Below are 25,138 nucleotides of genomic sequence, written 5' to 3'. Positions count from 1 at the left end.
CCCCCGAAACCCGATGACCCCCGGCGGATTGCATCTTGAACTCGCCGGCCAAGTCATTTTCCTAAGCCCCGGCTGGTCCTGCCGAACGCCCGGGCCCACGATCCGGGCAAGAGCGTTTTTGCATGTTGCGCAGGTCCGCACTATGACGGAACGAGCCCCCGCGCGAACGGACCGGCAACAGGCAGGGACGGTATGGACACCACAAGCAGCATGCTGCCTCTCATCGTCGCGGCGCCCTTTCTCGGCGCGCTTCTGCCGGGGCTGATGATACGTGCGGGGCGCGACACCTGCACCTGGTTCACCCTGCTGCCCACCGCGCTCGCGCTGCTGATGCTCGTCCTGCACGCGCCGGCGGTGATCGCGGGCGAGGTGTTCCACTACAGGCTCGCCTGGCTGCCGTCGCTCGGGATGAACGTCAATCTCATGCTGGACGGTCTGGGGCTGATGTTCGCCGGGCTGATCCTCGGGATCGGGTTGCTGATCATCCTTTACGCGCGCTTCTACCTCTACCGCAGCGACCCGATGGGGCAGTTCTTCACCTACCTGCTGCTCTTCCAGGGCGCCATGGTGGGGATCGTGCTGTCCGACAACATCCTGCTGCTGCTCATCTTCTGGGAGCTGACCTCGCTCTCGTCCTTCCTGCTGATCGGCTACTGGAACCACCTGCCCGAGGGCCGGCAGGGGGCACGCATGGCGCTCGCGGTCACCGGCCTCGGCGGGCTTGCCCTGATCGGCGGCATGCTGATCCTCGGCAATATCGCGGGCAGCTACGACATCTCTGTGATTTTGCAGAACAGCGAGGCGATCCAGGGCTCGGAATGGTATCTTCCGGCGCTGATCCTCATCCTGATCGGCTGTTTTACGAAGTCGGCGCAGTTCCCCTTCCACTTCTGGCTGCCGCACGCGATGGCCGCGCCGACCCCCGTCTCGGCCTACCTGCACTCGGCCACGATGGTGAAGGCCGGGCTTTTCCTCATGGCGCGGCTCTGGCCGGTGCTCTCGGGCACGCCGGAATGGTTCTACATCGTCGCCACGACGGGTCTGATCACCATGGTGATCGGTGCGGGCATCGCGCTCTTCAAGGACGACCTGAAGGCGCTGCTGGCCTTCTCCACCGTCAGCCACCTCGGCCTCATCACCATGCTGCTTGGCTTCGGGACCGAGGCGGCGGCGCTGGCGGCGACGGTGCACATCCTCGCGCATGCAAGCTTCAAGGCCGCGCTATTCATGACGGCCGGGATCATCGATCACGAGACGGGCACGCGCGACATCCCGCGGCTGGGCGGGCTCCGGCAGCTGATGCCCACCACCTTCGCGATCGGAGCGCTCACCGCGCTGTCGATGGCCGGCATACCGCCGCTCAACGGCTTCATCTCCAAGGAGATGATGCTGGAGGAGGCGACACATACCGTCTGGGCCGGCACGCCCTGGCTGCTGCCCGCTCTGGCGGGGCTGGGCGCGCTCTTCTCGGTGGCCTACTCGTTCCGCTTCCTCGTGCACGTCTTTTTCGGCCCCGTGCGCGAGCACTATCCGAAGCCCCCGCATGACCCGCCGTTCGGCATGTGGGCAGGTCCCGGTCTCCTGGCGCTCGTCGTTGTTGTCACGGGGCTCTTCCCGGCGCTCGTCACCCCGTTCGTCGACGCTGTGGCGGCGGCGATCACCGGCGGCCATCCGCATGCCCACCTGTCGCTCTGGCACGGGTTCACGCCCGCGCTTTACATCTCGGTCGCGGCCATCCTTGGCGGTGCCCTGCTGCTCGCGCTGCATCGGCCGCTGGCAACGGGCTGGCGCCGGGCCGGGCCGCCCTACGCCAAGGCGATCTTCGACGTCGTCGTGGGCGCGGCCACGCGCGGCGCGCGGGGCGTGACCGACGGTCTGCATGACGGGGCGATGACACGCTATGCCGCGATCCTGACCCTCGCAACGTTGGGTGCGGGCGCGATCGCCTGGAGCAACGGCGAAGCCGGGCCGCCGACCCGCGCGCTGCTGCCGGTGAGCCTGTTGCCCGCGATCGCCGTGGCGCTGTTGGTAGTCTCGACCGCCACGCTCGTGGTGCTGCACCGGCGCCGGCTCGTCGCGCTGGTGCTGCTGGGCGTCGTGGGCCTGGTGGTGGCGATCGGATTCATCTACTTCTCCGCGCCGGACCTCGCCATGACGCAGCTTTCCGTCGAGGTGGTCACGATCATCCTTCTGCTGCTCGCGCTGAACTTTCTTCCGCAGGAAGACCCGCCCGAGGACAGCATGTCGCGCAAGATCCGCGATGGCGTGATCGCGGGTCTTGGCGGTCTCGGCGTGGCGGTCGTGGCCTTCGCCATGCTGACTCGGGATTTCGCGCTGCCCGCGATCTCGGAGTATCACATCGCCAACGCCTACAAGGGCGCGGGCGGCAGCAACATCGTCAACGTGATTCTCGTCGACTTCCGCGGCTTCGATACCTTCGGCGAGATCATCGTGCTCGGCATCGCGGCACTGGTCATCTTCGCGCTCACCGAGCAGGTGTTGCGCGGTCCCGGCGCCGACTGGCTGGCAAACTGGAAGGGCGCGCGGCGGGAGGCCGGCGACCGGCACCCGCTTCTCATGGTCATCGCGACGCGGGTGATGATGCCGATGGCGCTGATGGTGGGCGTCTACGTCTTCCTGCGCGGCCACAACGAGCCGGGGGGCGGCTTCATCGCCGGCCTCGTCGTGGCGATCGCGCTTCTGATGCAATACATGGCCTCTGGCTTCGCCTGGGCCGAAGAACGCCGGCGCCTGCCCTACCATACCGTCATCGGCCTCGGCGTGCTGATCTCCATCCTGACGGGCCTCGGCGCCTGGTTCAACGGGATGCCCTTCCTGACCAGTGCCTTCGGCTACGTCGAGATGCCGCCGCTCGAGGAATTTGAACTCGCCACCGCGATGCTCTTCGACCTCGGCGTGTTCCTGACCGTGCTGGGCGCGGTGATGCTGGCGCTGGCCAGCCTGTCCAGCGTGGCGCGACGGACGGGCGAGAAGGTCAACGTGCACGCGATGGACGTGAACCCGCTACGCGGCCGGCCCGGCGGCGAGGAGGACTGAGATGGAGGCACTGGTCGCACTCGGGATCGGCACGCTGACCGCCGCGGGCATCTACCTGGTGCTGCGGCGACGGACCTTTCCGGCGATCCTGGGCATCGCGCTGCTGTCCTATGCGGTCAACGTCTTTCTCTTCGCCTCGGGCCGGCTGATGCTGAACGCGCCGCCGGTGCTGATCGACAAGACCGGCGCCGGCGTCTACACGGACCCCCTGCCGCAGGCGCTGGTGCTGACGGCGATCGTGATCTCCTTCGGCATGACGGCGGTCGTCGTGCTTCTGGCGCTCGGCGCCTATCTCAGCACGCGGTCCGACCGGATGGACATGGACAACGGCCCGGACGCCGAGGAAGAGGCCGGACAATGAGCCACTGGATCATCCTGCCGGTCGTGCTTCCGGCGCTCATGGCCTCGGTGCTCGTGCTGGCGCTGCGCCACCACCTCGACCTTCAGCGCATCTTCTCCATCGCCGGCACCGTGGCGCTGGCGGGCCTGGGTGTGGTGCTCATGGCGATGGCGCATGATGGCACCGTCAGCGTCTACGAGCTGGGCGACTGGTCCGCGCCCTTCGGCATCGTGCTGGTGCTGGACCGGCTTTCGGCGATGATGCTCATGCTCACCGCCGCGATCGCGCTGGTGGTCGTGCTCTATGCCGTCGGCAGCGGCTGGGATGCCCGCGGACAGCACTTCCACGCGCTTTTCCAGTTCCAGCTCATGGGGATTTCCGGCGCCTTCCTGACCGGCGATCTCTTCAACCTCTTCGTCTTCTTCGAGGTGCTGCTCATCGCCTCCTACGGGCTGATGATCCACGGGGGCGGCGGGCGGCGGTTGCGCGCGGGCGTGCAGTACGTGATCTACAACCTGCTGGGCTCGACGCTCTTTCTTTTCGCTCTCGCCATCCTCTACGCGGTGACCGGCACGCTGAACATGGCGGACATGGCCGGGCGCGTGGGCGGGATCACGGGCGGCGACACGGCGCTCCTGCTCGTGGGCGCGGTTCTCTTGCTGATGGTCTTCGCGATCAAGAGCGCGCTGCTGCCGCTGCATTTCTGGCTGCCCGAGACCTACGCCTCGGCGCCCGCGCCGGTCGCCGCGCTCTTTGCGGTGATGACCAAGGTGGGCGCCTACGCGATCCTGCGGGTGGACACGCTGATCTTCCATTCCGCCAACGACGCCATGGCAGCGCTCCTGTCGGGGCTCCTGCTCGCCGCGGCGCTCGCGACGCTGGCGGTGGGCATGATCGGGATCCTCGGTGCCTCGGGGCTGGGGCGGCTCGCGGCCTTCGCCGTGATCGGCTCGATGGGCACGCTCTTCAGCGCGATGGCGATCTTCACGCAGGAAACGGCGGCGGCCACGCTCTATTACATGCTGCATTCGACCCTGGCGGGCGCCCTTCTGTTCCTCGTCGTCGACATGGTTCGAGAGCGGCGCGCGGGCGGCGACGCCTATCGCCCTGCCCCGGCGATGGCGCAGGGCGGGCTGGTCACGGCGCTCTATTTCGGAGCCGCCATCGCGGTGGCGGGCATGCCGCCGCTGTCGGGCTTCGTGGGCAAGCTCCTGATCCTCGACGCGGTGCGCGACGCGCCGCTTGCCTGGCTGATCTGGACGGCCATCCTGGGCGGCACGCTGATCGCGATCCTGGGCCTCGCACAAGGCGGCAGCCGCATCTTCTGGAAGCTGGAGGCGCCCGCGGATGGCGCGCCGCCGGCCGGGCCCGCACCGGCGATCGCGCTGCCCGCCGCGTCGACCTTCGTTCTCCTCGGGGCCATCGTGGCGCTCACGCTCTTCGCCGGCCCCGTGACATCCTATCTCGACAACACCGCGGCCCAGCTTTATGCACCGCAGACGTACATCTCTGCCGTGCTCGGCAGCGATATCGAAGGCTGAGACCATGCAACGGCGGTTCCTGCCCCACCCTCTTCTGACGCTGGCGCTGATCGTCGTATGGTTGCTGCTCATCAACGACCTGTCGCTCAACGCGCTGGTCATGGGCACGATCCTGGGCGTCGTGATCCCGTTCTTCACCGCGCCCTACTGGCCCGGCCGGGTCCGGCTGAAGAGCCTACGCGTCGCCGTGGCCTACATCCTGATCGTGCTCTGGGACATCGTGGTCGCCAACGTCGTGGTCGCGGCGATCATCCTCTTCAAGCCGAATTCGCGGATCAATTCGCAGTGGGTGACCGTGCCGCTCGACATCCGATCGCCCGAGGCCATCGCGCTTCTCGCGGGCACCATCACGATGACGCCCGGCACGCTGTCGAGCGACCTGTCGGCCTGCGGGCGGGCGCTGCTGGTGCACTGCCTGGACACCGACGACCCGGACGAGGTGCGCGACACCATCAAGCACCGCTACGAACGCCGGTTGAAGGAGCTGTTCGAATGATCGAGATCGCCCTTGCCTTCGCCTTCGGCTGCTTCGGGCTGGCCGCACTGTTCAATCTCTACCGCATCGTGATGGGCCCGAATCCCGGTGACCGGATTCTCGCGCTGGACACGCTGGTGATCAACGCCATCGCGCTGATCGCGCTCTACGACGTGGCGCTCGACACTCAGGTCTATTTCGAGGCGTCGATGCTGATCGCGATGACGGGCTTCGTCTCTACCGTGTCTTATGCGCGCTACATCCTGCGCGGCGACGTGATCGAATGAGGAGAGCGGCATGACGAATGTCTGGGTGGAAATCGCGATCTCGGCCTTCCTCGTGATCGGGGGCATCTTCGGGCTGGTGGGCAGCTACGGGCTGGTGAAGCTCCGGGGCTCGATGCGCCAGCTGCACGCCCCCACGAAGGCGACGACGCTGGGCGTGGGCGGCGTCCTGATCGCCTCGATGCTGTTTTTCCTCTTCGTGGACGGCAAGGCCTCGCTGCACGAGCTGCTGATCACGATCTTCCTGCTTCTCACGGCGCCCGTCACGGCACAATTCATCGCCAAGACACACATTCACAGGCAGGAGCGGCCGACCACGCTGCCGTCCACCGGCACCGGCCGTCCCTGGGCCAGTTTCGAGAGCGACGAGGAGCGCGCGCGCCTGGAGGCCGAGGCCGACGGCGCGCCGGAGCGCGTGCGCTAGGTATCCGGCCGATCGTCCCGCGGATCTTCGGCGTCGGTTGGTTCGTCGTCCCCCGCCGCCTCACGGGTGCGGCAAAGCCAGTCCGGCGCCGTGACGCGCCATAGCGGCACGCCGGTCGTGACCGCGGCACGGCCGATCATGTGCGCGGCAAGCGGCGCGGTGAGCAGCAGGAAAAGCAGGATCGCCACCGCGCGAATGGTCACGTCCGCCGATCCGAAATGCACCGCGGCGGCGGCGAGCGTAAGCCCGCAGGCCAGCGTGGCGAGCTTGGTCGAGGCGTGCATCCGCACGAGCACGTCGGGCATCCGCAGAAGCCCCACGGCCCCCAGAAGCCCGAAGGCGGTGCCTAGCAGCACCAGTCCGGCCACGACAGCTTGCGTCATCGTCCGCTCCTTCCCTCGTCGCGCCGGATGCGCTGCCGCTCCGCGAAACGGGCCAGCGCCACGGTGGCGAGGAAGCTCACCAGCGCCAGCACGAGCGCCACGTCGAGGAAAGCCGGCGTGTCGTAGCGGATCGCGGCGAGGCCGCAGAACGCGACGATCGCCACCGTCATCATGTCGAGTGCCACGACCCTGTCGGGCAGGCTTGGCCCCAGCACGAGGCGCGCAAAGATCAGCGCCACCGACAGCACGATCATGCCCAGCCCGGCGTCCAGTGCGAGCGTGTAGAACGATTCCATCACTCTCCCTCCACCGCGTCGATCACCCACCGCTCCATGCCGCGCTTGAGTTGGGCGCAGAGTTCGTCCGGATCGTCCACGAACATCGCATGCACCGCCAGTGTCTTGCGGTCGCGGCTCACGTCCAGGCTGAGCGTGCCGGGGGTGAGCGAGATCAGGTTGGTGACAAGCAGGATGCCCACGTCCGAGGTCACGTCGAGCGGCACCTCGATGATCTGCGGGCGCGCGCGCTCTTTCGGCGTGACGATGTCCCAGGCCACGGCGAGGCTGGAGACCACCAGTTCGTAGAGGAACATGACCACCAGGCGCACCCAGGCGAAAACGCGTCGGAAATAGAGCCGTTCGCCGGTCAGCGGCTTGACCATCCAGAGCACGCCGAAGCCCAGCACGAAGCCGGTCAGAAGGCCGCTCAGCGTGGTGGACCCGGTCAGCGCCACCCAGACGACAGCCAGCAGCAGGTTGATGCCGAACGCGTTCATTCGGCTCCTCCCGGCATCACAGGCGTGCCCAGCACCGCGGCGACATAGGCCGAGGGATCGAGCAGTTGCTCGGCCGACCGCTCGGCAAAGACCACGAAAGGCTCGGGGAAGAGACCGATCACGACCGTCAGCGCGGCGAGCCCCGCGATCGGCAGCAGAAGCGCGCCCCGCGCCGGTCCGTCCAGACGGTCGAGCGTCGGGGAGATTCCGTCGGGATGCGGCTCCCAGAAGGCGGCGGCCCAGATCTTGGTCATCGAGTAGATGGTAAGCAGCCCGACGGCCAGCGCCACCCCCGCGATCACCCAGCCCTCCACCTCGAGCGCCGCCCGCACAAGCAGGAACTTGGCCCAGAAGCCCGAAAGCGGCGGGAAGCCTGCCAGCGAGAAGGCCGGCACGAGAAACAGCAGCGCCAGGAGCGGCGCGGACTTGTAAAGCCCGCCGATCCGCGCCAGCGCCTCGCTTCCCGTCAGCCGCTGCGCGACCCCCGCGATCAGGAAGAGGTTCGCCTTCACGATGATGTGGTGCACGAGGTAGAAGACGGCACCGACAAGCGCGAGCGGCGTGAGCAGCGCAAGCCCCATGATCATGTAGCCGATCTGGCTCACGATGTGGAACGACAGGATCTTGCGCATCTCGTTCTGCGCGGCCGCCCCCAGAACGCCCGTCACCATGGTCAGCCCGGCGACCCACAGCAGCACGGTGTGCGTGGTGCCCGTGTCGTGGTCGAAGATCAGCGTGAAGCTGCGGATGAGCGCATAGACCCCGACCTTGGTCAGCAGCCCGGCGAAGACCGCCGAGACCGCGAAGGCCGGCGTGTGGTAGGAGGCCGGAAGCCAGAAGAAGAGCGGAAAGACCGCCGCCTTGATCCCGAAGGCGATCATGAAGAGCATCGCGATCAGCGTCATGAGCTCGGGCGCGAGCGTGTCGGTCGCCTGCGACAGGTCGGCCATGTTGAGCGTGCCCGTGACCCCGTAGATCACGCCGATGGCGGTCAGGAACAACAGTGTCGAGACGAGGTTGAGCGCCACGTATTTCACGCCGCCGTCGATCTGCTCGGGCCGCCCGCCCAGCACCAGAAGGCCGAAGGACGAAATCAGCATGACCTCGAACCAGACGTAGAGGTTGAAGAGGTCGCCGGTCAGGAAGGCGCCCGTCACCCCCGCCAGCAAGACCTGGTAGAGCGCGTGAAAGCCCAGCCGCTCGAGCCTGGGCTCGATGTCGGCCAGCGCATAGACCGCGACCGCGAGGCCGACGATCGCGGTGATCAGAACCATGACCGCCGCCAGGAGGTCCGCGACCAGCGTGATGCCGAAGGGCGCGGGCCAGCTGCCCATCTGGGCCGAGAGCACGCCCTCTGCCAGCACCTCCTGCATGAGCGCGACGGCCGCCAGCAGCGCGGCGGCCGATCCCCCGACCGATATCCAGCGCCCAGCCGCATCCGCCCGCAACAGGAAGGCCGCGACCGCCGTGACGAAGGGGATCGCGATGGGAAGGACGAGAAGCCAGCTCACCGCCCGTCCTCCTCGGGCTCGGCCAGCCGCATCTCGTCGCCCCGGAGCGTCCCGAGCTCGGTCCAGGCGCGCAGAAGAAGCACGACCGCGAAGGCGAAAAGCCCGAAACCGATCACGATGGCGGTCAACACCAGCGCTTGCGGCAGGGCGTTCGCGACCATGCCCGCGGGCGCGTCGGCGCCCTCGGCGATCAGCGCGGGCGCGCCTTCGGTCAGCCGGCCTCCGGTGAAGATCACCAGGTTCGCGGCGTTCGACATCAGAAGCAGGCCGAAGACGAAGCGCAGCATGTCGCCCGCCAGCATCAGGTAGACGGCGGCGGCGACCAGCGCACCGCAGACGATGGCGAGCAGAAGCTCCATCAGACCTCCTCTTCGATCGCGAAGACCAGCGTCAGGACCGAGCCGAAGACGACCAGATAGACCCCGATGTCGAAGACCAGAACCGTCGAAAGCGGCAGGCCCTTGTCATCCTCGGTGGCACCGAGAAACAGCCACTGCCCGGTGAAGAACACGTCGCCGAAAAGCGCCGCGGCAAGCCCCGCGGCAAGAGCGATGCCAAGCCCCGCCATGGCGATGCCCTGCGGCTCCAGCCGCAGCGCGGCGCGCGCGTCCTGCGTGCCCACGGCAATGGCGTAGAGCACGAAGCCCGTGGCGCCGATCAACCCGCCGATGAAGCCGCCGCCCGGCTCGTTGTGCCCCCTGAGCAGCATGTAGATCGAGAAGAGCATGAGCAGCGCGGCCAGATAGCGGGTGCCCGCCCGCAGCAGGATGGAGTTCATTTCTCGGCTCCCTTTCCCGACTGGCGCAGCAGCGCATAGGCCGACAGCGCCGCGATCACCACCACCGCGATCTCGCCGAAAGTGTCGAGCGCGCGGAAATCGACGAGGATGACGTTGACGATGTTGCGTCCGAACGCCTCGGGCCAGCTCGCCGCCTCGAAGTACTCGGTAAGACGCCGATCGAAGGGCACGGTGAGCACGGCGAGCACGATCAACGTGACCGACGCGCCCAGCCCCGCCGCAAGCGCCGCGTGGCCCGCGCGGAACCGGTCGGGTGTCAGCGCCGGCAGGCGCAGCATCACCACCGCGAGCAGGACAACGACCAGCGTTTCGACCAGAAGCTGCGTGATGGCCACGTCGGGCGCCCCGTAAAGGATGAAGACCAGCGCCACGCCGATGCCGACGGCGCCCAGCCCTGCTATGGCCGCGATGCGCGAGTTGGTGACCATGGCGAGCGCGGCGCCGGCGAGGATCAGCGCGGCGATGGCTGCCTGCTGCCATGTGGGGGGAACCGGGGCGGGCGCGATCTCGGGCAGCCCGGCCCACAGCATCGTGCCCACGAGCCCCGCCAGAATGGTGGCGAAGGTGGCGGCCAGATAGGTGCCCAGTTGCCCGTTCTGGATGATGCCCGTCTGCCAGCCCGCAAGCGCCTTCAGGCCGTCGAGCAGGCGGTCCCAGCCCGCGTCGAGGCTGGGCAGTCTGCCGAACACCGCCGCGAGCCCCCGGCGCAGCGACCGATGCGCGAGATAGAGCACGATCCCGAGCGCGAAGGTGGCGATGCTCAGGATGAGCGGCATGTTGATACCGGCCCAAAGCTGTAGCGGCTTCACTTCGCCGACCTCCCCGGTGAGCGAGACGACCGTGGGCTGAACGAGCGCCTGTTGCAGCAGATCGGGCTGCAACCCGAAAAGCGCCCCGAGCCCTGCGAGGATCACGGGCCCCGCCAGCATCTGCCAGGGCGCCTCGCGGGGGGTGCGCGGCATCTCGCCCGACCGGCTCCAGAAGGGACGGAGCGCGACGACACCGGCCACCGCCATCATCAGCGCGTTCGACAGCAGCATGGACCCCGCAACGAGCACCGGCTCGGAGGCCACGGCGAGCGCGCCCGCGTATTTCAGTTCCTTCGAGATGAAGCCCAGAAGCGGCGGGAAGCCTGCCATCGACATCGCCGCCACCGCCGCGGCCACGGCCGTCACCGGCATCGCACGGCCGAGGCCGCCTAGCAGGTCCGCCTCACGCGTGCCGGTCGCCTTGTCCATGCAGCCCACCACCAGGAAGAGCGCGGCCTTGTAGAGCGAGTGAACGACGAGGAAGGTCGCGAACGCCGTCATCGCATAGCCCGACTCCTGCCCCAGGAAGAGCGTGAGCGTGCCGAGCGCCATCAGCGTGGTATAGGCCAATGCCTGCTTGAGGTCGGTCTGCCGCAGCGCAAGGATGCTGGCATAGACCGCCGTGACGGCGCCGAAGATCGTCAGTGTCCAGAGCCAGACATCGGTGCCCGAAAGCGGCGGGTGCAGCCGCGCCATGACGTAGACGCCCGCCTTCACCATCGTGGCCGAGTGCAGGAAGGCGCTGACCGGCGTGGGCGCCGCCATCGCGTTGGGCAGCCAGAAGTGGAACGGCACCTGCGCCGATTTGGTAAAGGCGCCGATCAGGATCAGCACCAGGATCGGCAGGTAGAGCGCATGGGCCTTCAGGTCCTCGCCCTGCGTCACGATCTGGGCCAGCGAGGTGGTACCGGCAGCGAAGCCCAGCAGGATCAGGCCGGCGAGAAAGGCAAGCCCGCCCGCGGCCGTGACCAGCAGCGCCTGCAGCGCGTTGCGGCGCGCGCCCTCCTGCTCGTGCGAGAAGCCGATCAGCAGGTAGGAGGTGAGCGTGGTCAGTTCCCAGAACACGAACAGCGTGATCAGGTCGTCCGCCAGCACGAGCCCCAGCATGGAGAGCATGAAGGACGTGAGGTAGAGCGCGAATCGGTCGTAGTGCGCGTGCCCGGCCAGGTAGGTGTTGGAATAGAGCAGCACCAGCGTGCCGATCCCGGAGATCAACAGCGCGAAGGTCAGCGCCAGCCCATCCAGCAGGATGCCCAAGGAGATGCCCAGCGAAGGCACCCAGTCGAGCTGCCAGCGAAGGACCTCGCCCCGCGCCACGTCCGGCACGGTCGACATGAAGACGGCGAAGAGGCCGGCGGCCAGCAGGATTGGCAGCACGCCCGCCGCGCCGTTCCCGGCCGGTTTTCCCGAGGTCTCGGCTCCGGCCATCAGGATTTTGCCCCGGTGCCCTTGGCGCGACTCCGCAGGTCGTCCGACAAACCGCCAGGACCGCAGTCCCGCACCAGGTTACCGATAGGCATCGAATGACCCTCGCCTGTCCCGCACCGTCTTCGAGGCGTGCTTCCGCTGAGCGCGAGAGATAGGTCTTCTTGCGCGCGATTGCCAACCGGTTTTCCGCGATGGCCGGTCTGGCCCGATTTGTCCGGCGCACGGCCTGTGCAAGGCGATGGCCTCTCCGCAGCCCTGCGGGCCTTGGCCGATCCCCGATGGGCTCGCGGCGCGCCCCCGCTTCGCCCGAGGCGAATTTTCCGGCGTCCGCCCAATTCTTGAGCGTCTTGAAAACCGACCCGCTTGCCCGTGATGGGCGCGCCAGACCCGCGCGGTGTCCGTACCGCATATTGGCGCCGCACGCTCGGGCTTCGGACGGCACCGGGTAAGCCATGAGGCCGGCACGGCGCGAAGGACGCGCCAGACCGAACCCGGCCAGCCCGCTTCCGGACAGGACGCCGCGCCCGACGCGTGAACGCGGCCGCGGAGCACGCTTTTTTCGACGCGGCGCAGGCGCGAATGGCACCGGCAAGCTGGAACGGTTCACCGGCGCCGGGGCGACTATGCGAACATATGTTCCAATTTGCGCCGGATATCGCGCAATAATCTCATTTTGGTCGATATCAAGGTTGTAACATCCAACCTCTGGTTATAGCGTTAACTAATATATGGTGTGACGTTAAAAATCTTGGGGTGTCAGGGTTGGGATCGGCTCGAGGTATCGACACCACGTGCGAACCCGCGCGTGTTCCGGACATGCTGGACTACGACCGGCTTGACCGCCAGGCGGGCTTCCTGCTCCGGCTGGCGCAAATCCAGATCTTCGACGCCTATTTCAGGGATTTCGCGCCGCGGTCGCTCCGCCCGGGCATGTTCTCGGCGCTTGTGCTGATCGACCGCAACCCGGGTATCCGGCACGGGCTTCTGGCCGCGGCGCTGCGGGTGAAGCTCGCGCACATGACGAAGCTTCTCAACGCACTGGAAGCGGAGCGCCTGATCGAGCGGCACCAGCCGCCGGAGGATCGCCGCTCCGTCCTTTTCTACACCACGCCCGAGGGGCACGCCTTCGTCGCAAAGGCCACGCCCGAGCTTTATGCCCACGACGACCGCCAACTGGACCACCTGACCGCGCGGGAACGTCGCCAGTTCATCCGCCTTCTGCGCAAGTTCGTCGGGATGCCGCCGCTCCAGGACGACTGAGCGGTTCGTCCGGGGCGCGCGTGGCCCATTTGCGCGACAGGTTTCGACCGGCAGGACGGCTCGGCACTCAGCCGCCGCCCTTGATCGCGTCCGCCGCCGCGCGGGCGATCACGCGTTCCTCGTTCGTGGGAATGACCATGACCGTCACGGCTGCGTCGCCCACGCTCACCACGCGGTCATGCGCCGCGTTGGCCCCCTCGTCGAGATCGATCCCGAGCCAGCCCATCGGCGCGCAGACCTCGCGGCGGATGCGGTCGGAGTTCTCTCCGATCCCGCCGGTGAAGACGACCGCGTCGAGACCTTCCATGGCCGCGGCCAGCCCTCCGAGCTCGCGCCGGATGCGGAAGGTGAAATAGGCGATGGCCTCGTCGGCGCGCGGATCCTCCGACGCCTCGAGCGCGCGCATGTCGTTGCTGATCCCGGAAAGCCCCAGCAGCCCCGAGCGCCGGTAGAGCATGTCGGAGATCGCGGCGGCGTCGAGCCCCTCTACCTCCAACAGGTAGAGCACGACGCCAGGGTCCAGCTGGCCGCACCGCGTCCCCATCGGCAGCCCGTCGAGCGCGGTGAAGCCCATCGTCGAGGCCACGGACCGCCCGCCCACGATGCCGCACATGGACGCGCCGTTTCCGAGATGCGCCACGGCAACGCGGCCCGCGTGCAGGTCGGGCGCCGTGCGGGCGAGTTCGCTCGCGATGAACTCGTAGCTCAGCCCGTGAAAGCCGTAGCGGCGCACGCCTTTCTCGTAATACTCGCGCGGCAGGCCGAACACGTCGTTGACGAAGGGGTGGCGGCGGTGGAACGCGGTGTCGAAGCACGCCACCTGCACCGCCTCGGGAAAGGCCGCGCGCGCGCCGTCCACCCCGGCCAGGTTGTGCGGCTGATGCAGGGGCGCGAAGGGTTCGAGCGCCTTCAACCCCGCGATCACGTCGTCGTCGAGCCGCACCGGACGGTCGTGGTCCGTGCCGCCGTGAACGATGCGATGGCCCACCACGGCGACCTCCGCATCGGCGAAGGCCTCGCGCACCGCGTCGATGGCCGCGCGAAGCGCCTCAGCGTGATCGGCACCCCGCCCGCCCAGATCCCTCTGGGCGAGGACGGCGCCCGTGTCGTCGGAGAGCTCCAGCGTCGCGTCGCCGCCGATCCGGTCCACAAGGCCGGTCGCGCGGCAGGACAGTCCATCCAGCGCGAAAAGCGCGAACTTGAGCGAGGACGACCCCGCGTTGACCGTCAGCGCATGGGTCGTCATTCCGCGTCCTCCGCCGTCTTGCCGGTGATGCGCGCGTGGTGCAGCGCCGCCACCGCGCAGGAGGCCAGGCGCGACATGTCGTCGTCGGAGCGCGAGTTCAGGATCACCGGGACGCGCGCGCCCAGCACCAGCCCCGCGCCCTCGGCGTGGCTGATGAAGGTGAGCTGCTTGGCCAGCATGTTCGCCGCGTCGATGTCGGGGGCGACCAGCACCTCGGCGTGACCGGCCACCGGCGACTTCAGGCCCTTGGTGCGCGCCGCGCCGATGTCGACCGCGTTGTCCATGGCGAGGGGCCCCTCCACCAAACCGCCCGTGATCTGCCCGCGATCCGCCATCTTCGACAGAAGCGCCGCGTCGATCGAGGACGGCATGTCCGGGTTCACGTTTTCCGTCGCCGACAGCACGCCCACCTTCGGCGTCTCGATGCCGATCGAGCGCGCCACGTCGATGGCGTTCTGGACGATGTCGACCTTGACGCGCAGATCGGGGGAGATGTTGATCGCCGCGTCGGTCACCAGAAGCGGGTGGCCGAGCCCCGGCACGTCCATGACGAACACATGGGTGAAGCGCCGGTCGCCGCGCAGCCCCTTTTCCCTGTCGACCATCGGGCGGAGCAGCTGATCGGTGTGCAGATGCCCCTTCATCACGCCGCCCGCGCGGCCCTCGTGGACCAGCGCCACGGCGCGGCGCGCGGCGGCGGCGTGATCGGCCTCGTCCACGATCTCGATGTCCGTCAGGTCGGCGCCGATCTCCTCGGCCGTCGCGCGGATCTTGTCGGCGCACCCCACGAGGATCGGCGTGATGAGCGTGTGCTTCATCCCGAGCAGCGCGCCGCCGAGCGAAAGCGCCTCCTCGGGACAGACCACGGCCGTGGGCAGCGGCGGCAGCGGCTCGGCGCGGCGCAAGAGTTCCTCGAAATGGCGGTGGCGCTGAACGACGAGCCCCGGCAGATCGCGGTCGTCGTAGCTCATCTTCTCGCGCGGGGCCTCGACCACCGCCTCGCCCGTCGTGACGAGCGCGTCGTCGCCGGCGCGGCGCACCTCCGTCTCGAGCGTCACGGTGCCCTCGGCCGCGTCCTTCGCGATGACCCGGACCCGGCTCACCAGCTCCTCGCCGGCATGGGCGCGGCCACAGAAATGCAGGGTCTGGCTGCGGTAGAGCGTGCCCGCCCCGGGAAGCACGTTGCCGATCACCGCCGAGATGAGGGAGGCGATGAACATGGACGGCGCCGGCGGCTCCCTCGGCCCTTCCCCGTCGGGATCTACCAGGTGCATCGGATTGTGATTGCCCGAGACGTTGGCGAAGATCACCATGTCGTCCTGCGTGCAAAGCCGTTTGAGCTCGGAGCTGTCGCCGACGGACAGCTCGTCGAAGGTCTTGTTCTCGATCAGCATGCGTCGATCGCCCTAACCCGGTGTGCCGTGGTGCCTTTGGCGGGGGCGCGCGCCGCCCGCACCGGCAGGATGCCGCCCCCACGCGACGATAGGAACCCCCCATGACGCCGGCGTGACGGCCTCAGCCGAAACGGACGAGCGCATCGGCCGCGACCGCGCGCGTCGGCGCGCAGATCAGCGGATTGATCTCGACCTCGACGAGCCGGTGCGCCTCGGCCGCGACGAAGCGCTGAAGCGCCATCGCCGCGGCGAGGATCGAGGCCCGGCACGCGGGCGGGCGGCCGCGATACCCCGCGAGGAGCGGCGCGGCGCGCAACCCGTCGAGCGCCGCGGCGATCTCGTCCTCGCCCGAGGGGACCAGAAGGCTGGCGCTGTCGGCCAAAAGCTCGGTCAGCACCCCGCCGGCGGCGAGCGTCAGCACGAAACCATGCGCCGGATCGCGGGTGACACCGAGCAGGAGTTCCGCCACACCGTCCTCCACCATCTCCTCGACGAGAAAGCGCGCCCCCGGCATCCCCGCCGCCGCCCTTCGCGCCGCCTCGGGCGTGGAGAGGCCGAGCGCCACCGCGCCGGACTCGCTCTTGTGGGCGATGCCGAGCGCCTTGACCGCCACGGGGCCGCCGAGCCGGCCGGCCGCCAGCCCCGCGGCGGCCGGACCCTCCACCGTCTCGCCCCGGGGCACCGGCACCCCGTGGGCGGCAAGCGCCGCCTTGGCCTTCGCCTCCGACAGAAGGCGCGGCGCCGCGCGCCCCGCACACGGGTGGAGCAGCGGCGCAGGCGCCACGGGCGCGCCCGCGACGCGGGCGAATGCAGCGAGAGCCTCGAACGCCGGCTCAAGTCCCGCCATCGGCACGACGCCACCCGCCATCAGCCGCGCTGCGACCGGTTCGGGCATGCCTTCGGGCAGGGTTGAGACCACGAGGAGCGGGCGCGCCACGCGCGCCCGCGCGGCGAGCGCCGCTGCGACGACGCAGTCCCAGCCCGCCGTCTCGCAGCGATCGGCGCGCGGGAAATCGGCGATGACGGCCATCGCGGCGAGGTGGGGGCCGTCCATCGCGGCGAAGGTTTCGGCCATGCGCCCGGCGTCGCCCCAAACATAGGTGTGGTAGTCGAGCGGGTTGGCCAGCGCCACCATCGGTCCCAACGCCGCGCGCAGCCGGGCGCGCTGCGGGTCCGTCAGCGCCGGGAAGGCCAGGCCCCGCGCAAGCCCCGCGTCGGCGGCGAGGCTCGCCTCTCCGCCCGAACTCGACAGCGCCGCAAGGCCGCCCCGGGCAAGACCGCCCGTCATGTGCCCGAGCTTCAGCGCCTCGAGGAAGCCCGGCAGGGTTTCGACCTCGGCAAACCCCAGCCGCGCGAAGAAGGCCCGCGCACCCGCCGCGTCGCCCGCGAGCGAGCCGGTGTGCGACAGGGTGGCGGCCCGTGCCTCGGTCGAGCGGCCCGCCTTCAGGACCACGACGGGCAGCCCCCGCGCCCGGATCCAGGCGGCGAGCGCCTCCCACGCGGCGATGTCGCGGACACCCTCGACATGCAGGCCGAGCGCCGTCACCCGCGGATCCGCCGCGAGCGCGTGCGCGATCTCGGCCAGGCCCGTCTGCGCCTGGTTGCCCGCGGTGACCGCGTAGGCCAGCGGCAGTGCCCGCGCCTGCATGGTGAGATTGATGGCGATGTTGGAGCTTTGCGTGACGATGGCGACGCCCGTCGGCACGCGCACCCCGCCATGCTGGTCCGGCCAGAGAAGCGCGCCGTCGAGATAATTGACGAAACCGTAACAGTTGGGGCCGATGATCGGCATTGTGCCGGCCGCGTCGACGAGCGCCCGCTGCAAGGTGCCCGATCCCGTGCTTTCGGCCTCGGCCTCGGCGAAGCCCGAGGCGAAACAGACCGCCCCGCCGGCGCCCAGCTCCGACAGGCGCCGCACCGCCGCGACCGTGGCGCCACGATTGATGGCGACGTAGGCCGCGTCGGGCGGGCCGGGCAGATCCTCGAGCCTGACGAATGTGCGGCGGCCGGAGATCTCGGGCGCCGTCGGGTGGATCGGCCAGACCTCGCCCGGAAAGCCCATGGCATCGAGCGCGGCCACCACCGCGCGCCCCCAGCCGCCGCCGATCACCGCGACCGAGCGCGGTCGGAGCAGACGGGAGAGGTCGCGCGGGCCGGCCGCCGCGGTCATGGGGGCGCTGCCCCCGTCGCGCGTGCCGCGCGACTCCCCCGGAGTATTTCTTCCCAAGAAGAAGGACCGGGCGGGCGCATGGCCGTCAGCTGCCGCGCGGCCGGAGAAGCTCCCGCCCGATGATGTGGCGCTGGATTTCCGACGTGCCGTCCCAGATCCGCTCCACCCGGGCGTCGCGCCAGAACCGCTCCAGCGGGTAGTCGTCCATGAGGCCCATGCCGCCGAAGACCTGGATCGCCATGTCCGTGACGCGGGCGAGCATCTCCGTGGCGTAGAGCTTGGCCGATGCGATTTCCCGGTTGGCGGGCAGATCCTGGTCGAGCCGCCATGCGGCGGCGAGCGTCAGCCAGTCCGCAGCGTCGATCTCGGTCACCGCGTCGGCGAGCTGGAAGGACACGCCCTGGAAGCGGCCGATCGTCTGCCCGAACTGCCAGCGCGCCGCGGCATGATCGAGCGCGAGGTCGAAGGCGCGCCGGGCGCGGCCCACGGCCATCGCCGCGACGGTGATCCGGGTCGCGTAGAGCCATGTGTTCATGACCTCGAAGCCGCCGTCCACCTCGCCCAGGACCTGCGCGTCCGGCAGGCGGCAGTCGTCGAAGTCGAGGATGCAGTTCGCGTAGCCCCGGTGGCTGACGCTCCGGTATCCCTCGCGCACGGTGAAGCCCGGCGTGCCGCGGTCGACGAGGAAGGCGGTGATGCGCTTCTTCGGACCGTGGGGCGTGTCGTCCTCGCCGGTTGCGACGAAAACGATAAAGAAATCGGCATGATCCGCGCCGGAGATGAAGTGTTTTGTGCCGTTCACCACCCAATCGCCATCCACCCGCCGGGCGGAGCATTTCATGCCGCGCACGTCCGAGCCCGCCTCGGGCTCGGTCATGGCGAGGGCGTCCATCCGGTCGCCCCGCACCGCGGGGAGGAGGTAGCGCTCGCGCTGCTCTCCCGCGCAGGCCATCAGGATGTTCTGCGGACGCCCGAAGAAATGGGTGAGCGCCATCGAGCCCCGGCCAAGCTCGCGCTCGACCAGCGCGAAGTCGAGATGCGAAAGCCCCGCGCCGCCGACCGTTTCGGGAAAGTTGCAGGCGTAGAAGCCCAGTTCGATGACCTTGCGCCGGATCTCCGCTGCGAGTTCCGGGGGCACGACCCCCGTGCGCTCCACCTCCGCCTCGTGGGGATGGATCTCGCGCTCCACGAAGCTGCGCACGGTGGCGACGATCATCTCCTGTTCTTCGCTCAGGCCCAGCTGCATGCGCTCATCCCCCCGCCCGGGTGGCGGCGAGCCGCGCGATGGCGGCGGCGACCTCGGGCTCGGGCGCGCAGGCGCGCCGCGTCGCGAGGTTGACGTGGATGAGCAGCTGGTCGCAGGTCGCCAGAAGCGCCGCGTCGGTCGCGCGCTTCATCTCGTGGAAGAGCCGCAGCTTCTTGCCTTCGCCCTGCGTGACACGCGTTTCCACGGAAATCTCCTCACCGGCAAGGGTTTCGGCAAGGTACCTTATGTCGGTTTCGACGGTGAAATAGCTGAGCCCGCGGGCGACGTAGGCCTCCATCGCGCCGATGGCGGCGAGGACCGTTTCGGCCGCGTCGGAAAAGACCTGCCCGTAGCGGCCCTCGTTCATGTGCCCGTTGTAGTCGGTCCAGTCCACCGGGACGACCCGGCGCTGGGTCTCCATCAGGGCGCCGACCACGGGGGTGGGCCGAAGGCGCGCCTCGTGCTCGCCGACCACCCGGCCCGCCGCCGCGCCGCGCGCCTTCAGCGCCCGCAGGAGTGCCACGAGATTGTCGTCGCGCAGACGCGCCAGCTCCCCGATGGTCATGTGCCCCGATTGCGCGTCCGATTGCGTGGCGATCTCCTCCACCAGCGCATCGTCGAGCGCGGGCACGTCCATGAGCTTCGTCCATGGCCATTCGAGGGCCGGGCCGAACTGGGCCAGGAAATGCCGCATCCCCTGTTCGCCCCCGGCGAGGCGGTAGGTCTCGAAAAGTCCCATCTGCGCCCAGCGAAGGCCGAAGCCCATCCGGATCGCGTCGTCGATCTCTGCGGTCGTGGCGATGCCGTCCTTCACAAGCCAGAGCGCCTCGCGCCACACGGCCTCGAGAAAGCGATCGGCGAGGTGAGCGTCGATCTCGCCGCGCACGCGCAGTGGCAACATGCCGACCGCGGAAAGGATTTCGGACGCTTTCTCAATGGTGTCCGGCTCGGCCTTCGCGCCGCCCACGAGCTCGACCAGCGGCAGAAGGTAGACCGGGTTGAACGGATGGGCGACGAAGATGCGGCCGGGCCGGGCCGCCCCTTCCTGCAATTGGGAAGGCTTGAACCCGGAGGTGGAGGAGCCGATGAGCGCCGCCTCCGGCGCCGCCGCCTCGATCTCGCGGAAGACCCGGTGCTTCAGGTCGAGCCGTTCGGAGGCGCTTTCCTGTATCCAGTCCGCATCCGCGACCGCCTCGGCGATGCTGCCCGCGAAATCGAGCCGGCCCTCGGCGGGCAGTGCCACATCGTAGAGCATCGGCAGCGCGCGCCGCGCCGCGGCGAGACCCTCGGCGATCTTGCGCTCCGCGTCCGGGTCGGGGTCGAAGACGCGCACGTCCCATCCGTTGAGAAGAAAGCGCGCGGCCCAGCCAGAGCCGATGACGCCGCCGCCTATGATGGCCGCCGTTCCGGTCATCGCGCGAACGCCCCCGTCCCGACGGCGCCGCGGGCGATCCGCGCCGCTCTGGCCGGCACCCTGGCACGCGCCGGGTGAGACGCGGCCCTCCGCGGGGCGACGCCCCGCCCTCCGCACGCGCAGCACCGGGACAGTCGAGCGACGCGCTTCATGCCATGTCCTGCTTCTTGAGGCCGAGCTTTTCGCGCACCTCCGCGGGCGTCATCACCCGCGCGCCCAGCCCCTCGACGATGCCCACCGCCTTCTCGACGAGCTGGGCGTTGGTGGCGAGTACGCCCTTCTCGAGATAGAGATTGTCCTCCAGCCCGACGCGGACATGCCCGCCGGCGAGCACGGCGGCGGCGGCATAGGGCATCTGGTTGCGCCCCAGCGAGAAGGCCGAGAAGGTCCAGCCCTCGGGGATGTTGTTCACCATCGCCATCAGCGTGTTCAGATCGTCCGGCGCGCCCCAGGGCACGCCCATGCAGAGCTGCACCAGCACGTCGGGCGTGATCTTGCCGTCAGCGACGAGCTGTTTCGCATACCACAGATGGCCCGTGTCGAACGCCTCGATCTCGGGTTTCACGCCGAGATCGGTGATGCCCTTGCCCATCGCCTGGAGCATGCCGGGCGTGTTGGTCATCACGTAGTCCTTTTCGGCGAAGTTCATGGTGCCGCAATCGAGCGTGCAGATCTCGGGGCGGCACTCGGCGATGTGGGCGAGGCGCTCGGAGGCGCCGGCCATATCGGTCCCCCGGGCGAGCGGCAGGGGCGTCTCCGGGCCGCCGAAGACCAGATCGCCCCCCATGCCGGTGGTCAGGTTCAGCACCACGTCGGTGTCCGCGGCGCGGATGCGCTCGGTCAGCTCGCGGTAAAGGGCGAGGTCCCGGGCGGGCGCGCCGGTCTCGGGATCGCGGACGTGGCAGTGCACGATGGCGGCGCCGGCCTTCGCGGCGGCGATGGCGCTCCCGGCGATCTCGGCGGGTGAGCGCGGGACGTGCGGGCTCCGGTCATGGGTCGAGCCGGAGCCCGTGACGGCGCAGGTGACGAAAACCTCGCGGGACATTTCGAGCGGCATGGCATCCTCCGGGTCCAGTGCGATGCTAGGGTGCTGGCGCGGCATGCGTCCTTGCGGTATGCGACAATCATCATGCCGGAATGGACAGTCGGCGCATCGCGCCCGGTCGAGATCGACCTCCTCGTCTTCGACCGCTTCTCGAACCTCTGCCTTGCCAACGCGATCGAACCGATGCGCGCGGCCAACACCTTCGCAGGGCGGGACGCCTATCGCTGGCGCTTCGTCACGATCGACGGCGCGCCAGTGACCAGTTCGAGCGGGCTGCGCATGATGCCCGACGCGGCCGCAAGCCCCCGCGCGGTGGATTACCTCTTCGTCCTGGCGAGCTACGCGCCCGAGCGGCTGGACACGCCGGCCACGCGCCGCGCGCTGCGCGCGGCTGCCGGGCGCGCGGGCGTGGTCGCGGGGCTCGACACGGGGCCCTGGCTCCTGGCGGCGGCAGGGCTGCTCGACGGGCGGCGCGCGACCGTGCACTGGGACGCGCTCGAAAGCTTCGCCGAACGCTTCCCGCGGGTGGAGGCGCTGCGGGCGCGCGTCGTCTCGGACGGGCGGCGGCTGACCTGCGCGGGCGCGATGTCGGCCTACGAGATGGCGCTGGCGTTGGTGCGCGCGCATCTGGGCGAGGCCCCGGCGCTCGAGATCGAGGGGCTTTTCCTCGCCCGCGAACGGCGCGACGCGGATGGCGCGCCGCCCGCGGGGCTTGTCGGTCGGGCGCTCGCCCTCATGCGCGACAATCTGGAGGCGCCCCTGCCGATAGAGCTGCTGGCGCGGCGGCTGGGCTGCCAGCGCCGCACGCTGGACCGGCGCTTCCACGCCGAGCTCGGCGCGGCGCCGGGCCGCGTCTACCGCCACCTTCGCCTCTCGGCGGCGCGGCAGATGGCAGAGGCGGGTGCCGCACCGGTAAGCGAGATCGCGCTGCGCTGCGGCTATGCCGACCCGGCCGCCCTCGCCCGCGCCTTCCGCGCGCGCTACGGCGAAAGCATCAGCGCGCTTCGCCGCTAGCGTCGCCGTCGCCGGCCGGGCCCCGGAACCCGGTCGCGACCACGAATTTTTCCGAACTGTCCGCGCGCGAGGCGGGCGGCTTCACGTTGGCCACCTTGTCGAAGCGCCGCTTGAGGAGCGCCTGAAGCCCCTGCTCCGCCCCGCCCGCGAGCACCTTGGCCACGAAGGTGCCGCCCTCCTCCAGCACGTCGAAGGCGAACTCGGCCGCCGCCTCGCAAAGCGCCACGATCCGCAGGTGATCGGTCTGCTTGTGCCCGGAGGCGGCGGCGGCCATGTCCGACATCACCACGTCGGCCTTGCCGCCGAGCCACGCCTTCACCCGGTCGTCGGCCCCCTCTTCCAGGAAGTCGAGCCGGTGCAGCTCGGCGCCCGGGATCGCGTCCACCTCCTGCAGGTCGATCCCAAGCACGCGCCCCCGCGCCTTGCCCGGCTTCTGGCCGAGCGCGTTCACGCGCGCGACGGCCACCTGGCTCCAGCCCCCAGGCGCGCAGCCGAGGTCCACGACCCGCGCCCCCGGAACGAGGAAGCGGTACTTGTCGTCGATCTCGCTGATCTTGTAGGCCGCGCGGCCGCGATACCCCTCGTCGCGCGCGCGCTTCACGTAAGGATCGTTGAGCTGGCGCTGAAGCCAGCGCGTGGAGGACAGCTTGCGCCCCCGCGCGGTCTTCACCTTCACGGTCAGGTCGCGCTGGCCGCGTCCGGATGTGCCCTTGCGTCGTGTCATGGCAGTCCTTCCATCCCTCGCCGGGTCCGGCGCCGCGAGAATTTTCGATCGAAAATTCTCGGTCCCCCGCACGCTCAGAAGGGGCCGTCCTCGAGCACCCCGTCGGCCGTCATCTGCGCGTAGAGCAGCCCCTCGCGCAAGCCCCGGTCGGCCACCGACAGGCGATCGGTCGGCCAGACGCGCAAGAGCGCCTGCAGGATCGCGGAGCCCGACATGATCAGCGCCTGACGGTCCTGCCCGATGCGCGGATCGCGCCGGCGTCCTTCGGGCCCCATGGCGAGGTAGTCGCGGATCACCCGGTCGATCTGGTCGGAGGTCATGCGCAGCCCGTCCACCTTGGTCCTGTCATAGCGCTTGAGCCCCAGATGGCTCGCCGCCACCGTGGTCACCGTGCCGGACGTGCCCACGATCTGGAATCCCTCGCGGGCCTGCTCGTCCTTGTAGGGCGCGAAATCGGCCAGGTTCTCCTCGAAGAACCAGCTCATCAGCGCATAGCGCGCCGCGTCGTCCTCCACGTCGCGGAACTGGTCGCGCAGCGTCGCCACGCCGAGGGGCACGCTGATCCAGTCCACCACCTTGGCCGCCGGGAACGGGCTGTCGGTGGGGTGGAAGCCCGCGTGCAGGCGCATGATCGCGCGCGGGCGCTCGCGGTTGGGCACCGACGAGAGGTCGATCCAGACAAGCTCGGTCGAGCCGCCGCCGATATCGACCACCAGAAGCTGCTCGGTCCGGGTCGAGACGAGCGGCGCGCAGGAGATCACGGCGAGCCGCGCCTCCTCCTCGGGCTGGATGATCTCGAGGGCGAGGCCCGTCTCGCGTTCGACCTGGCGCAGGAAATCGCGGGCGTTGCCCGCGCGACGGCAGGCCTCTGTCGCGACGAGGCGCATCCGGCGGACCTTGTGGCGCTGGATCTTCTGCTGACAGATACGCAGCGCCTGTGTCGTGCGGCGCATCGAGCCACGACTGAGGTTGCCCGACCGCTCCAGCCCCATTCCGAGCTGGACGGTTTTCGAAAAACTGTCCACCACATGAAACTGGCTGCCCTTGGGCTGGGCAATCAGCATGCGGCAACTGTTGGTTCCCAGATCCAGCGCGGCGTAAAGCTCGGCGGGATCGGGCCGCGCGGGCGCGGGGCTTTCGACCGGAACCGGGACAGCGCCCGCACCCTTGGGACGCCTGGGCGCCATGTCACACGCCCTCCGATTTCAACTTGCTCCCAAGATACGGTGCGACGGCCGTTCCGGCAAGGTGTGCGCGCGCGGATTCCGCGCGCCACGCACGTCAGGGTTGTTGAACGCGCCTCATGCAGAAGCTGAGTAGAATTCCGGCGCCCGTCTGTGGCGCAGCGCGCGGCCCCGCCTTAGGCTGATGCTGTCTTGCGATGCGACGCGGCCCTGTCGCTTCGCGCGGCGCAATTGTCGAAATCAAGCATCGGCGCCGGAGCTCGCTGCTCTAGAGAGGACCAACCGAAGCGAGGGAATCATCCATGCCGGACGTCACCATCGTCTATTGGCGCGACATACCCGCGCAGGTCATCGTGGGCAAAGGCCGGCGCGGATCAAAGAAGCCCCTGCCCGAGCGGTTCGAACAGGCGATCGACCGCGCGGCGATGAAGGTGGGGGCGGCGGACACCGACGCTTATTTGGCCGAGTGGCGCAAGGCCGCGCCCTACGAGGTCGAGGGCGATCCCGCCGAGGTGGCGGAAGCGGAGGCCGCGCGCCTCGACGCGGATTATGATCAGGAGCGGCTCCGGGCGCTCATCGCGAATGACGGCTGGGCCTGACGGCCCCATGCGTTTG

At 69.3% G+C, this 25,138-nt stretch carries 24 protein-coding genes; 9 read left to right on the top strand and 15 right to left on the bottom strand.

The genetic code is table 11. The features are described 5' to 3' along the window. The first annotated feature begins 210 nt into the window (after positions 1-210). The 6 genes from AB6A69_RS05795 to AB6A69_RS05770 are packed head-to-tail and all read left to right on the top strand — an operon-like array spanning position 211 to position 6,121. Positions 211-3,057 (top strand): monovalent cation/H+ antiporter subunit A, encoded by a 2,847-nt coding sequence (locus AB6A69_RS05795; RefSeq protein WP_371060069.1) that lies wholly within the window; start codon positions 211-213, stop codon positions 3,055-3,057. A 1-nt stretch (position 3,058) separates the two neighbouring features. Continuing rightward, positions 3,059-3,418, top strand: a complete 360-nt coding sequence (locus AB6A69_RS05790; RefSeq protein ID WP_371056029.1) for a Na+/H+ antiporter subunit C — start codon at positions 3,059-3,061, stop codon at positions 3,416-3,418. After that, entirely contained in the window at positions 3,415-4,938 is a 1,524-nt protein-coding gene (locus tag AB6A69_RS05785; RefSeq protein ID WP_371060068.1) for a monovalent cation/H+ antiporter subunit D, read from the top strand. Before AB6A69_RS05790 ends, AB6A69_RS05785 begins: the two co-directional genes overlap by 4 nt. Before the next feature lie 4 nt (positions 4,939-4,942). After that, positions 4,943-5,434, top strand: coding sequence for a Na+/H+ antiporter subunit E (locus AB6A69_RS05780; RefSeq protein ID WP_371056031.1), 492 nt, complete (start codon positions 4,943-4,945; stop codon positions 5,432-5,434). Beyond that, entirely contained in the window at positions 5,431-5,700 is a 270-nt protein-coding gene (locus tag AB6A69_RS05775) for a K+/H+ antiporter subunit F (protein WP_371038531.1), read from the top strand. Before AB6A69_RS05780 ends, AB6A69_RS05775 begins: the two co-directional genes overlap by 4 nt. A gap of 10 nt (positions 5,701-5,710) precedes the next feature. Next, a complete protein-coding gene (locus AB6A69_RS05770) occupies positions 5,711-6,121 on the top strand; it encodes a Na+/H+ antiporter subunit G (protein WP_371038532.1) in 411 nt (136 codons plus the stop codon). On the opposite strand, the gene mnhG is transcribed toward AB6A69_RS05770, so the two are convergent. Genes mnhG through mbhE form a run of 7 tightly spaced genes read right to left on the bottom strand, consistent with a single transcriptional unit; the run spans position 6,118 to position 11,826 of the window. After that, positions 6,118-6,504 carry a monovalent cation/H(+) antiporter subunit G gene (gene mnhG, locus AB6A69_RS05765; RefSeq protein WP_371060067.1) on the bottom strand — a complete coding sequence of 129 codons (387 nt, stop codon included), beginning with the start codon at positions 6,502-6,504 and terminating at the stop codon, positions 6,118-6,120. The genes AB6A69_RS05770 and mnhG overlap by 4 nt on opposite strands. Further along, positions 6,501-6,800: a monovalent cation/H+ antiporter complex subunit F gene (locus tag AB6A69_RS05760; RefSeq protein ID WP_371038534.1), complete on the bottom strand. Its 300-nt coding sequence runs from the start codon at positions 6,798-6,800 to the stop codon at positions 6,501-6,503. Before AB6A69_RS05760 ends, mnhG begins: the two co-directional genes overlap by 4 nt. Then, a complete protein-coding gene (locus tag AB6A69_RS05755; protein ID WP_371060066.1) occupies positions 6,800-7,279 on the bottom strand; it encodes a Na+/H+ antiporter subunit E in 480 nt (159 codons plus the stop codon). The genes AB6A69_RS05760 and AB6A69_RS05755 overlap by 1 nt, the downstream gene beginning before the upstream one ends. Continuing rightward, positions 7,276-8,790: a Na+/H+ antiporter subunit D gene (locus AB6A69_RS05750; protein ID WP_371060065.1), complete on the bottom strand. Its 1,515-nt coding sequence runs from the start codon at positions 8,788-8,790 to the stop codon at positions 7,276-7,278. Before AB6A69_RS05750 ends, AB6A69_RS05755 begins: the two co-directional genes overlap by 4 nt. Continuing rightward, complete coding sequence (locus tag AB6A69_RS05745) at positions 8,787-9,149, bottom strand: Na+/H+ antiporter subunit C (RefSeq protein ID WP_371060064.1); 363 nt, start codon at positions 9,147-9,149, stop codon at positions 8,787-8,789. The genes AB6A69_RS05750 and AB6A69_RS05745 overlap by 4 nt, the downstream gene beginning before the upstream one ends. Beyond that, positions 9,149-9,568, bottom strand: coding sequence for a Na+/H+ antiporter subunit B (locus tag AB6A69_RS05740; protein ID WP_371038538.1), 420 nt, complete (start codon positions 9,566-9,568; stop codon positions 9,149-9,151). The genes AB6A69_RS05745 and AB6A69_RS05740 overlap by 1 nt, the downstream gene beginning before the upstream one ends. Next, positions 9,565-11,826, bottom strand: a complete 2,262-nt coding sequence (mbhE, locus tag AB6A69_RS05735) for a hydrogen gas-evolving membrane-bound hydrogenase subunit E (protein ID WP_371060063.1) — start codon at positions 11,824-11,826, stop codon at positions 9,565-9,567. Before mbhE ends, AB6A69_RS05740 begins: the two co-directional genes overlap by 4 nt. A gap of 816 nt (positions 11,827-12,642) precedes the next feature. Here mbhE and AB6A69_RS05730 point away from each other — a divergent pair. After that, complete coding sequence (locus tag AB6A69_RS05730) at positions 12,643-13,086, top strand: MarR family winged helix-turn-helix transcriptional regulator (protein WP_371038540.1); 444 nt, start codon at positions 12,643-12,645, stop codon at positions 13,084-13,086. A gap of 67 nt (positions 13,087-13,153) precedes the next feature. Here the strand turns inward: AB6A69_RS05730 and AB6A69_RS05725 are convergent, their stop codons facing one another. The 6 genes from AB6A69_RS05725 to AB6A69_RS05700 all read right to left on the bottom strand — a co-directional run bounded on the left by AB6A69_RS05725 (position 13,154) and on the right by AB6A69_RS05700 (position 21,613). Beyond that, on the bottom strand, positions 13,154-14,332 hold the full coding sequence (locus AB6A69_RS05725; RefSeq protein WP_371060062.1) for an acetate/propionate family kinase: 1,179 nt from the start codon (positions 14,330-14,332) through the stop codon (positions 13,154-13,156). Then, a complete protein-coding gene (locus AB6A69_RS05720; RefSeq protein WP_371056036.1) occupies positions 14,329-15,726 on the bottom strand; it encodes a bifunctional enoyl-CoA hydratase/phosphate acetyltransferase in 1,398 nt (465 codons plus the stop codon). The genes AB6A69_RS05725 and AB6A69_RS05720 overlap by 4 nt, the downstream gene beginning before the upstream one ends. 121 nt (positions 15,727-15,847) lie before the next feature. Then, complete coding sequence (locus tag AB6A69_RS05715) at positions 15,848-17,896, bottom strand: acetate--CoA ligase family protein (protein WP_371060061.1); 2,049 nt, start codon at positions 17,894-17,896, stop codon at positions 15,848-15,850. 85 nt (positions 17,897-17,981) lie between these two features. After that, positions 17,982-19,142, bottom strand: coding sequence for an acyl-CoA dehydrogenase family protein (locus AB6A69_RS05710; protein ID WP_371060060.1), 1,161 nt, complete (start codon positions 19,140-19,142; stop codon positions 17,982-17,984). 4 nt (positions 19,143-19,146) lie between these two features. Then, positions 19,147-20,556, bottom strand: a complete 1,410-nt coding sequence (locus AB6A69_RS05705; protein ID WP_371060059.1) for a carnitine 3-dehydrogenase — start codon at positions 20,554-20,556, stop codon at positions 19,147-19,149. Positions 20,557-20,704: 148 nt separating this feature from the next. Continuing rightward, positions 20,705-21,613 carry a 3-keto-5-aminohexanoate cleavage protein gene (locus tag AB6A69_RS05700; protein WP_371060058.1) on the bottom strand — a complete coding sequence of 303 codons (909 nt, stop codon included), beginning with the start codon at positions 21,611-21,613 and terminating at the stop codon, positions 20,705-20,707. Between the two features lie 72 nt (positions 21,614-21,685). Here AB6A69_RS05700 and AB6A69_RS05695 point away from each other — a divergent pair, with 72 nt between their 5' ends. Beyond that, positions 21,686-22,615, top strand: coding sequence for a GlxA family transcriptional regulator (locus AB6A69_RS05695; RefSeq protein WP_371038547.1), 930 nt, complete (start codon positions 21,686-21,688; stop codon positions 22,613-22,615). Here AB6A69_RS05695 and AB6A69_RS05690 read toward each other — a convergent pair. Together AB6A69_RS05690 and AB6A69_RS05685 are read right to left on the bottom strand one after the other, a co-directional pair. Further along, positions 22,596-23,339, bottom strand: coding sequence for an RlmE family RNA methyltransferase (locus tag AB6A69_RS05690; protein WP_371056040.1), 744 nt, complete (start codon positions 23,337-23,339; stop codon positions 22,596-22,598). The genes AB6A69_RS05695 and AB6A69_RS05690 overlap by 20 nt on opposite strands. A gap of 74 nt (positions 23,340-23,413) precedes the next feature. Then, positions 23,414-24,526, bottom strand: coding sequence for a Ppx/GppA phosphatase family protein (locus AB6A69_RS05685; protein WP_371038549.1), 1,113 nt, complete (start codon positions 24,524-24,526; stop codon positions 23,414-23,416). A 299-nt stretch (positions 24,527-24,825) separates the two neighbouring features. Between AB6A69_RS05685 and AB6A69_RS05680 the strand changes: the two genes are divergently transcribed. Then, positions 24,826-25,122 carry a virulence factor gene (locus tag AB6A69_RS05680; RefSeq protein ID WP_371038550.1) on the top strand — a complete coding sequence of 99 codons (297 nt, stop codon included), beginning with the start codon at positions 24,826-24,828 and terminating at the stop codon, positions 25,120-25,122. Positions 25,123-25,138 lie beyond the last annotated feature (16 nt).

Origin of the sequence: Rhodosalinus sp. 5P4, assembly GCF_041365695.1 — a bacterium.
Classification (GTDB): Bacteria; Pseudomonadota; Alphaproteobacteria; order Rhodobacterales; family Rhodobacteraceae; genus Rhodosalinus.
Note: the sequence above shows the minus strand (reverse complement) of the source record. Positions and strands in the feature narration are given on the sequence as shown.

Bases quoted from the DNA above. Each gene is read 5' to 3' on its own strand.
- AB6A69_RS05700 (WP_371060058.1), bottom strand. From the start codon at position 21,613: ATGCCGCTCGAAATGTCCCGCGAGGTTTTCGTCACCTGCGCCGTCACG.
- AB6A69_RS05720 (WP_371056036.1), bottom strand. From the start codon at position 15,726: ATGCTGATCGAGAACAAGACCTTCGACGAGCTGTCCGTCGGCGACAGC.
- AB6A69_RS05730 (WP_371038540.1), top strand. From the start codon at position 12,643: ATGCTGGACTACGACCGGCTTGACCGCCAGGCGGGCTTCCTGCTCCGG.
- AB6A69_RS05685 (WP_371038549.1), bottom strand. From the start codon at position 24,526: ATGGCGCCCAGGCGTCCCAAGGGTGCGGGCGCTGTCCCGGTTCCGGTC.
- AB6A69_RS05745 (WP_371060064.1), bottom strand. From the start codon at position 9,149: ATGGAGCTTCTGCTCGCCATCGTCTGCGGTGCGCTGGTCGCCGCCGCC.
- AB6A69_RS05780 (WP_371056031.1), top strand. From the start codon at position 4,943: ATGCAACGGCGGTTCCTGCCCCACCCTCTTCTGACGCTGGCGCTGATC.
- AB6A69_RS05710 (WP_371060060.1), bottom strand. From the start codon at position 19,142: ATGCAGCTGGGCCTGAGCGAAGAACAGGAGATGATCGTCGCCACCGTG.
- AB6A69_RS05695 (WP_371038547.1), top strand. From the start codon at position 21,686: ATGCCGGAATGGACAGTCGGCGCATCGCGCCCGGTCGAGATCGACCTC.
- AB6A69_RS05790 (WP_371056029.1), top strand. From the start codon at position 3,059: ATGGAGGCACTGGTCGCACTCGGGATCGGCACGCTGACCGCCGCGGGC.
- AB6A69_RS05760 (WP_371038534.1), bottom strand. From the start codon at position 6,800: ATGGAATCGTTCTACACGCTCGCACTGGACGCCGGGCTGGGCATGATC.
- AB6A69_RS05770 (WP_371038532.1), top strand. From the start codon at position 5,711: ATGACGAATGTCTGGGTGGAAATCGCGATCTCGGCCTTCCTCGTGATC.
- AB6A69_RS05715 (WP_371060061.1), bottom strand. From the start codon at position 17,896: ATGACCGCGGCGGCCGGCCCGCGCGACCTCTCCCGTCTGCTCCGACCG.
- AB6A69_RS05785 (WP_371060068.1), top strand. From the start codon at position 3,415: ATGAGCCACTGGATCATCCTGCCGGTCGTGCTTCCGGCGCTCATGGCC.
- AB6A69_RS05690 (WP_371056040.1), bottom strand. From the start codon at position 23,339: ATGACACGACGCAAGGGCACATCCGGACGCGGCCAGCGCGACCTGACC.
- AB6A69_RS05680 (WP_371038550.1), top strand. From the start codon at position 24,826: ATGCCGGACGTCACCATCGTCTATTGGCGCGACATACCCGCGCAGGTC.
- AB6A69_RS05705 (WP_371060059.1), bottom strand. From the start codon at position 20,556: ATGACCGGAACGGCGGCCATCATAGGCGGCGGCGTCATCGGCTCTGGC.
- AB6A69_RS05755 (WP_371060066.1), bottom strand. From the start codon at position 7,279: ATGAACGCGTTCGGCATCAACCTGCTGCTGGCTGTCGTCTGGGTGGCG.
- mnhG (WP_371060067.1), bottom strand. From the start codon at position 6,504: ATGACGCAAGCTGTCGTGGCCGGACTGGTGCTGCTAGGCACCGCCTTC.
- AB6A69_RS05775 (WP_371038531.1), top strand. From the start codon at position 5,431: ATGATCGAGATCGCCCTTGCCTTCGCCTTCGGCTGCTTCGGGCTGGCC.
- AB6A69_RS05795 (WP_371060069.1), top strand. From the start codon at position 211: ATGCTGCCTCTCATCGTCGCGGCGCCCTTTCTCGGCGCGCTTCTGCCG.
- mbhE (WP_371060063.1), bottom strand. From the start codon at position 11,826: ATGGCCGGAGCCGAGACCTCGGGAAAACCGGCCGGGAACGGCGCGGCG.
- AB6A69_RS05725 (WP_371060062.1), bottom strand. From the start codon at position 14,332: ATGACGACCCATGCGCTGACGGTCAACGCGGGGTCGTCCTCGCTCAAG.
- AB6A69_RS05740 (WP_371038538.1), bottom strand. From the start codon at position 9,568: ATGAACTCCATCCTGCTGCGGGCGGGCACCCGCTATCTGGCCGCGCTG.